Genomic DNA, 359 nt, shown 5'->3' with positions numbered 1-359 from the left:
GCACGTACAGACACACACAGGTTGGTCTTGCCCGACTTGCAGAACAGGCACTCGCCACATTCAGCGGTGTAGAGCGGGATAACGTGATCACCCGGTTTCACACTGGTGACGCCCTCACCTACCTCTACCACGATGCCGGCGCCTTCATGGCCCAGCACGACCGGGAAGAGACCCTCAGGATCATCACCCGACAGGGTGAACGCGTCGGTATGACACACGCCGGTATGGGTGATCTTGACGAGCACTTCACCCTTGCGTGGCGGCTCAACGTCGATCTCAACGATTTCCAGCGGTTTACCTGGCCCAAAGGCCACTGCTGCACGTGATTTCATGATGTCACTTCCTTTTTTGAGTTGGTC

At 57.1% G+C, this 359-nt stretch carries 1 protein-coding gene; it reads right to left on the bottom strand.

Going from position 1 to position 359, the window contains the following annotated elements:
• Positions 1-332: alcohol dehydrogenase catalytic domain-containing protein (locus K5E40_RS34525; protein WP_221734443.1), on the bottom strand; the 332-nt coding region annotated here is incomplete at its 3' end.
• Between the last annotated feature and the right edge of the window lie 27 nt (positions 333-359).

The organism is Pseudomonas baetica, from assembly GCF_019733355.1.
Taxonomy (GTDB): Bacteria; Pseudomonadota; Gammaproteobacteria; order Pseudomonadales; family Pseudomonadaceae; genus Aquipseudomonas; species Aquipseudomonas baetica_A.
This window is presented reverse-complemented; position numbering and strand designations above follow the sequence as displayed.